Raw genomic sequence first — 6,381 nt, forward strand, 5'->3', positions numbered from 1 at the left:
GTCCGGCGGTGCGTCCGGAAGCCGTTCGGCCTCAGCAGCAGGCTCCCGCCGCCCGGCTGCGGCAGACCCCGCCGGTGACGGCGCCCGCCAGACCGGCGGGACCGCCGCCCGGCGCCGCCGCCGATCGCCGTCCGCCGCCTGCGGCTCCGCGGATCCAGCGTCCCGCACCGCCAACGGTGTCCCGTCCGGTCCCGCCGCCGATGCATGTGGCGCCCCGGGTTGCTCCGCCGCCGCCACCCCAGCACGCGGCGCCCCGGATGGCACCGCCGCCGGCTCCGGTTCGCGCGGCACCGCCGCCGCCCCATGTGGCTCCGCCGCGGCCACCGGCACCGCCAAGGGCCGCCCCGCCGCCGCGGCCGCAGGGCCCCGCCAAACGGTGCCCGCCGGGCGTGAAGGAGTGCTGAGCGGGGCGAGGGCAGGTCAAACTGGCGGATCGCGGCCATCGCGGTCCGCCATTCCCAGGCGCGATCTCGGCCGCTCCGCCTTGCGTTATCGGGGAATCCCGCTATAACGCGCGCCATCTCACACGGAAACATGGCTCACAAGGCCGTCCGGTGGCACCGGGCCGCGAAGGGATTCGTCCCCAGTTCGGCACGGTTGCCCACACGTTTCCGGAGGAACCAACCGGAGAAGATACAATGGCGCTTCCTGAATTCTCTATGCGTCAGCTGCTCGAAGCTGGCGTGCATTTCGGTCACCAGTCGCATCGCTGGAATCCGAAGATGGCGGACTACATTTTCGGCGTCCGCAACAACATCCACATCGTCGACCTGACGCAGACCGTGCCGCTGCTGCATCGCGCGCTGCAGGCGATCAGCGACACCGTCGCCAAGGGCGGCCGCGTGCTGTTCGTCGGCACCAAGCGCCAGGCGCAGGACGCCGTGGCTGATGCCGCCAAGCGTTCGGCTCAGTACTTCGTCAACTCGCGCTGGCTCGGCGGCACGCTGACCAACTGGAAGACGATCTCGGGCTCGATCCGCCGCCTGCGTCACCTCGAAGACGTGCTGAGCTCGGCCGACGCCAATGCCTACACCAAGAAGGAGCGTCTGGAGCTGCAGCGCGAGCGCGACAAGCTCAATCGCTCGCTCGGCGGCATCAAGGACATGGGCGGTCTGCCCGACCTGATTTTCGTGATCGACACCAACAAGGAAGACATCGCGATCCAGGAAGCCCAGCGTCTCGGCATCCCGGTCGCTGCGATCGTCGATACCAACTGCGATCCGAAGGGCATCACCTATCTGGTTCCCGGCAACGACGACGCCGGCCGCGCGATCGCGCTGTACTGCGACCTGGTCGCCCGTGCGGTGATCGATGGCATTTCGCGCGCGCAGGGCGACATGGGCGTCGACATCGGAGCGGCGTCGCAGCCGCTGCGTGAAGACCTGCCGGCGGCGCAGGCGACCACCTTCCAGGGCCTGCCGGGTCCGCGTGGTACCCCGGACGACCTCAAGAAGCTGCCGGGCGTGTCCGGCGCGATCGAAAAGAAATTCAACGACCTCGGCATCTTCCACTTCTGGCAGCTCGCCGAGCTCGATCAGGCCACCGCACATCAGATCGGCGAAGAGCTCGGTCTGCCGAGCCGTGCCGATGCCTGGGTGGCGCAGGCCAAGTCGCTGACCGCCGAGGCGGAATAATACGAGGCGATGCGGCCGGCTTCCGGCCGCATCGTTCCGTCGTCAAAATCTGAGATGTGTTCCTGATTGCGAACCGCGGGCTTCGGCTGCGCGGTCGCAGTCACAGGCAGAGGGCTTATTAGCGATGGCAACGATTACTGCAGCAATGGTCAAGGAGCTGCGCGAGACCACCGGCGTCGGCATGATGGATTGCAAGCAGGCGCTCGCCGAGACCGACGGCAACATCGACGCCGCGATCGATTGGCTGCGCAAGAAGGGCCTGTCGAAGGCCGCCAAGAAGGCCGGCCGCGTCGCCGCGGAAGGTCTGATCGGCGCACTGACCGACGGTACCAAGGGCGTTGTCATCGAGGTCAATTCCGAGACCGACTTCGTCGCGCGCAACGAGCAGTTCCAGGGGCTGGTCAAGATGATCGCCCAGGTCGCGCTGAAGGTCGGCGCCGATATCGACGCGATCAACGCTGCTCCGGTCGGCTCGACCAACGTGGCCGGCGCGATTGCCGACGCGATCGCCACCATCGGCGAGAACATGACGCTGCGCCGCGCCGCTGCGCTGAGCGTGTCGCAGGGCGTGGTCGCGAGCTACATCCACAACGCGGTGATCGACGGCGCCGGCAAGATGGGCGTGATCGTCGCGCTCGAATCCGCCGGTAAGGCCGACGAGCTTGCGACCCTCGGCCGCCAGCTCGCGATGCATGTCGCCGCTGCGAACCCGCAAGCGCTCGATCCGACCAGCCTCGATCCGGCTGTCGTGCAGCGCGAGCGCGAGGTGATGGCCGACAAGTATCGTCAGCAGGGCAAGCCGGAAAACATGATCGAGAAGATCGTCGAGAACGGCCTGAAGACCTACTACAAGGAAGTCTGCCTGCTCGAGCAGGCCTACATCCACGACGAGAAGGGCAAGTCGGTCGCGCAGGCGGTCAAGGAAGCCGAAGGCAAGGTCGGTGCGCCGATCAAGATCACCGGCTTCGTGCGCTACGCGCTCGGCGAAGGCATCGAGAAGCAGACCTCCGACTTCGCCGCCGAAGTCGCTGCCGCTTCCGGCCAGAAGTAATCGCGGCTCACGCGAAATCCTCCCGGCCTTCGGGCCGGGAGCCAATCTTCAAGGGAGCGACCGCAACATGGCTGAGCCAATCTATCGTCGTGTGCTGGTCAAGCTGTCGGGCGAATACTTCGCCGGTCCCCAGGACTACGGTATCGATCAGGCCACCATCGATCGCGTCGCCGGCGAACTGATCGCCGCACGTGGCCTCGGCATCGAAATCGCCGTCGTGATCGGCGGCGGCAACATCTTCCGCGGCGTCGAAGTTTCCGCCCGCGGCGTGTCCCGGACCACCGGCGACACCATGGGCATGCTGGCCACCGTGATGAACTGCCTGGCGCTCGCCGAAGCGCTGCAGCGTCACGGCCAGAAGGCGCGCACGCTGGCCGCATTGATGATGCCGGAAGTCTGCGAGCTTTATACGCGCGCTGCCGCCGAGCAGACGCTGCGCGAGGGCGGCATCGCGCTGCTCGCCGCCGGCACCGGCAATCCGTATTTCACCACTGATACCGCCGCCGTGCTTCGGGCCGCTGAAATCGGCGCCGGCGCGGTGCTCAAGGCGACCAATGTCGACGGCGTTTACAGCGCCGATCCGAAGCTCGATCCGAATGCGAAGCGGTTCGAGAAACTCACTCATTCCGAAGCGCTTGCCGGCGGCTACAAGGTGATGGATGCGACGGCTTTCGCGCTTGCCCGTGAAACCTCGCTGCCTATCATCGTGTTCTCGATCGCCGAACCCGGTTCGATCGGCGCGGTGCTCAGCGGCGCGGGACGGGCCACTGTAGTCGCGGGCTGATAAGCGATCACGCGCCTATCGCGCGCCGATGTTGATTTGAGATTCGAGAAACCAGAGAGGCGGGTATGTCCGACAAGTTCGACGTCAACGAATTGAAGCGGCGTATGCAGGGCGCTGCGCAGTCCCTGAAGCACGAGCTCGGCGGTCTTCGCACGGGGCGCGCCTCGGCCTCGATGCTCGAGCCGGTGCAGGTCGATGCCTATGGCAGCCACATGCCGCTCAACCAGGTCGCCACCGTGTCGGTGCCGGAGCCGCGACTGATCTCGGTGCAGGTCTGGGACAAGTCGATGGTGAAGGCGGTGGAGAAGGGGATCGTCGATTCGAACCTCGGCCTGTCGCCGGCGACTGAAGGGCAGGTGATCCGGCTGCGGATCCCCGAACTCAACGAGGAGCGCCGCAAGGAGCTGGTCAAGGTCGCACACAAATACGCCGAAGCTGCTCGCGTCGCCGTCCGCCATGTCCGCCGTGACGGCCTCGACACCATCAAGAAGCTGGAGAAGGCCCACGAGATCTCCGAGGACGATCAGAAGCGCCTCGACCAGGAGGTGCAGAAGGCCACCGACGCCACGATCGCTGAGATCGATCAGTTGCTCGCGAACAAGGAAAAGGAAATCCTTACGGTCTAATCTTTCGACCGTGCGTGCGGGACGTGGTCGCCCGGCCGCGTCCCGGCGGTGATCCGGCCAAACGGATCGCCGCCCAGTTCGGGACCCGGGCGGTTTTGCAGCGACCGCGGGCACATCTCGGGCCTTGTCGTCGTGGCGACTATAACTTACTGATCTCGAATAATTTCTGGCAGCGAGCCGGTGACCTTCTCGCGGGATGACGCTTCGGGAATGAGCTATGTCGAAAGCTGCCGCGCCTCTGCCTGATCCGTCCGATCCACCGAGCGCGCCCGCGCACGTGGCGATCATCATGGACGGCAACGGCCGCTGGGCCGCCGCGCGGGGGCTGCCGCGTGCCGAAGGCCATCGCCGCGGCGTCGAAGCGCTCCGCCGTGTCGTCCGCGCTTCCAGCGAACTCGGCATCCGCTATCTGACCATCTTCTCGTTCAGCTCCGAAAACTGGGCGCGGCCGGCGACCGAAATCGTCGATCTGTTCGGGCTGCTGCGCCGTTTCATCCGCAACGATCTCGCATCGCTCCACCGCGACGGCGTCCGCATCCGGGTGATCGGCGAGCGGGATCGGCTCGACCGCGACCTGTGCGCCATGCTCGACGAGGCGCAGGAGCTGACCCGCAACAACACCAAGCTCAATCTGGTGGTGGCGTTCAACTACGGCTCTCGCCAGGAGATCGCCAATGCGGCGCAGCGCCTGGCGCGCGAAGTCGCCGAAGGCAAGCGCGACCCGGCGACGATCGATATCGAGACTCTCGGCCGTTATCTCGACGCCCCCGATATTCCGGATCCCGACCTGATTATCCGCACCAGCGGAGAACAACGATTGTCGAATTTCCTGATGTGGCAGGCGGCGTACAGTGAATTGGTATTCGTGCCCATTCACTGGCCGGATTTCGACAAGGCCGCGCTGGAAGGCGCGATCGCCGAATATTCGCGGCGCGAGCGCCGGTTCGGCGGGTTGGCCGCCAAAACAGGATCGTGACACGCGTGAGCCAGGACAAGGCGGCGCCGGCGCCGGCGGCCGAGCAGGGGTCCCGGAATCTGATTTTGCGAATCGCAGCCGCGCTGGTGCTGGCGCCGGGCGCGATCGCGATCGCTTATCTCGGGGGCTGGCCGTGGGCTGTGCTCGCGACCGCCATCGCGGTCGGCTTGTGGTTGGAATGGCTGAGTATCGTCGGCCTCGGCCGTAACTGGCCGGTCGTCGGGGTAGGTGGCCTCGGCCTTGTGGTCTGCGGTGCCGCGCTGGGAGCCGGCGTGCCGTGGTTGGCTGCTGCGGCGATCATGCTTGCGCTGGCCGTTTTGGCGCTGCTCGGCGGCGGGCAGCGCCGTTGGGCGACTTCTGGCTTCGGCTACGCCGCGGCTGCCCTGGTCGCCTCGATCCTGATCCGCGCTGATCCGGACTATGGCTTCGCCGCCTTGATGCTGATTCTGTTGATCGTCTGGGTCACCGACATCGGCGGCTATTTCGCCGGTCGCGGGATTGGCGGGCCGAAGCTGTGGCCGCGGGTCAGCCCGAAGAAGACCTGGGCGGGGGCGATCGGCGGCTTCGTTCTGAGCCTCGTGATCGCGGCTGGCTTTGCCTTCTTCGGCCTCGGAAAAATGCTGCCGCTGCTTGTGCTTGCAGCGATCCTTTCAACTGTTTCTCAGCTCGGTGATCTGTTCGAATCCGCGGTCAAGCGCCGTTTCGGCGTAAAAGACTCCAGCCACATCATTCCCGGCCACGGCGGGTTGATGGATCGGCTCGACGGCTATGTGGCGGCCGTGGTGGTAGCGGTATTGATCGGGCTGACGCGCGGACCGCTGGATGGTATTGGCCGCGGATTGATGGTGTGGTGACGCAATGAGCCCTGTTCCCTTGAAAAACGCCGAGCGTGCCCATAGCGGCGTCCGCACCGTCAGTGTGCTCGGCGCCACCGGTTCGATCGGTGACAGCACGATGGACCTGATCCGTGCCGAGCCCGAGCGCTACCGGGTCGAGGCGCTGACCGGCAACGCCAATGTCGCCGGCCTCGCCAAGCTGGCCAAGGAGTTCAACGCTCGCTTTGTCGCCGTTGCCGATCCGGCTCGCCTCGGTGAATTGCGCGCGGCGCTCGCTGGGACCGACGTCGCCTGCGGTGCGGGCGAGAGCGCAGTGATCGAAGCTGCGGCCCGGCCGGCCGATTGGGTGATGGCGGCGATTTCGGGGGCGGCCGGTCTGAAGCCGGCGCTGGCGGCGGTCGATCGCGGCACCACCGTGGCGCTCGCCAACAAAGCGTGCTGTCTCTTATACAACTCTGACGCTGCCGACGAATT

General features: G+C 66.4%; 6 protein-coding genes and 1 pseudogene. All 7 read left to right on the forward strand.

Annotated elements, in window-relative coordinates; all coding sequences use genetic code 11:
- The first annotated feature begins 638 nt into the window (after window positions 1–638).
- Window positions 639–1,634, forward strand: a complete 996-nt coding sequence (locus tag DYI24_RS18760; protein WP_164573388.1) for a 30S ribosomal protein S2 — start codon at window positions 639–641, stop codon at window positions 1,632–1,634.
- 124 nt (window positions 1,635–1,758) lie between these two features.
- Window positions 1,759–2,685 (forward strand): translation elongation factor Ts, encoded by a 927-nt coding sequence (tsf, locus tag DYI24_RS18765; RefSeq protein WP_107344821.1) that lies wholly within the window; start codon window positions 1,759–1,761, stop codon window positions 2,683–2,685.
- Between the two features lie 67 nt (window positions 2,686–2,752).
- The gene (gene pyrH / locus DYI24_RS18770; RefSeq protein WP_164573389.1) at window positions 2,753–3,469 is read left to right on the forward strand and encodes a UMP kinase; all 717 of its coding nucleotides are present in this window, start codon (window positions 2,753–2,755) and stop codon (window positions 3,467–3,469) included.
- 65 nt (window positions 3,470–3,534) lie between these two features.
- Window positions 3,535–4,095 (forward strand): ribosome recycling factor, encoded by a 561-nt coding sequence (frr, locus tag DYI24_RS18775; RefSeq protein WP_107344819.1) that lies wholly within the window; start codon window positions 3,535–3,537, stop codon window positions 4,093–4,095.
- Window positions 4,096–4,312: 217 nt separating this feature from the next.
- Window positions 4,313–5,071: an isoprenyl transferase gene (locus DYI24_RS18780; RefSeq protein WP_107344818.1), complete on the forward strand. Its 759-nt coding sequence runs from the start codon at window positions 4,313–4,315 to the stop codon at window positions 5,069–5,071.
- Window positions 5,072–5,076: 5 nt separating this feature from the next.
- Window positions 5,077–5,925 carry a phosphatidate cytidylyltransferase gene (locus tag DYI24_RS18785; protein WP_164573390.1) on the forward strand — a complete coding sequence of 283 codons (849 nt, stop codon included), beginning with the start codon at window positions 5,077–5,079 and terminating at the stop codon, window positions 5,923–5,925.
- Window positions 5,926–5,929: 4 nt separating this feature from the next.
- Window positions 5,930–6,381 (forward strand): annotated as a pseudogene (locus DYI24_RS28825) (1-deoxy-D-xylulose-5-phosphate reductoisomerase); the annotation flags it as partial.

The organism is Rhodopseudomonas sp. BR0C11, from assembly GCF_010820945.1.
Lineage (GTDB): Bacteria > Pseudomonadota > Alphaproteobacteria > Rhizobiales > Xanthobacteraceae > Rhodopseudomonas > Rhodopseudomonas palustris_H.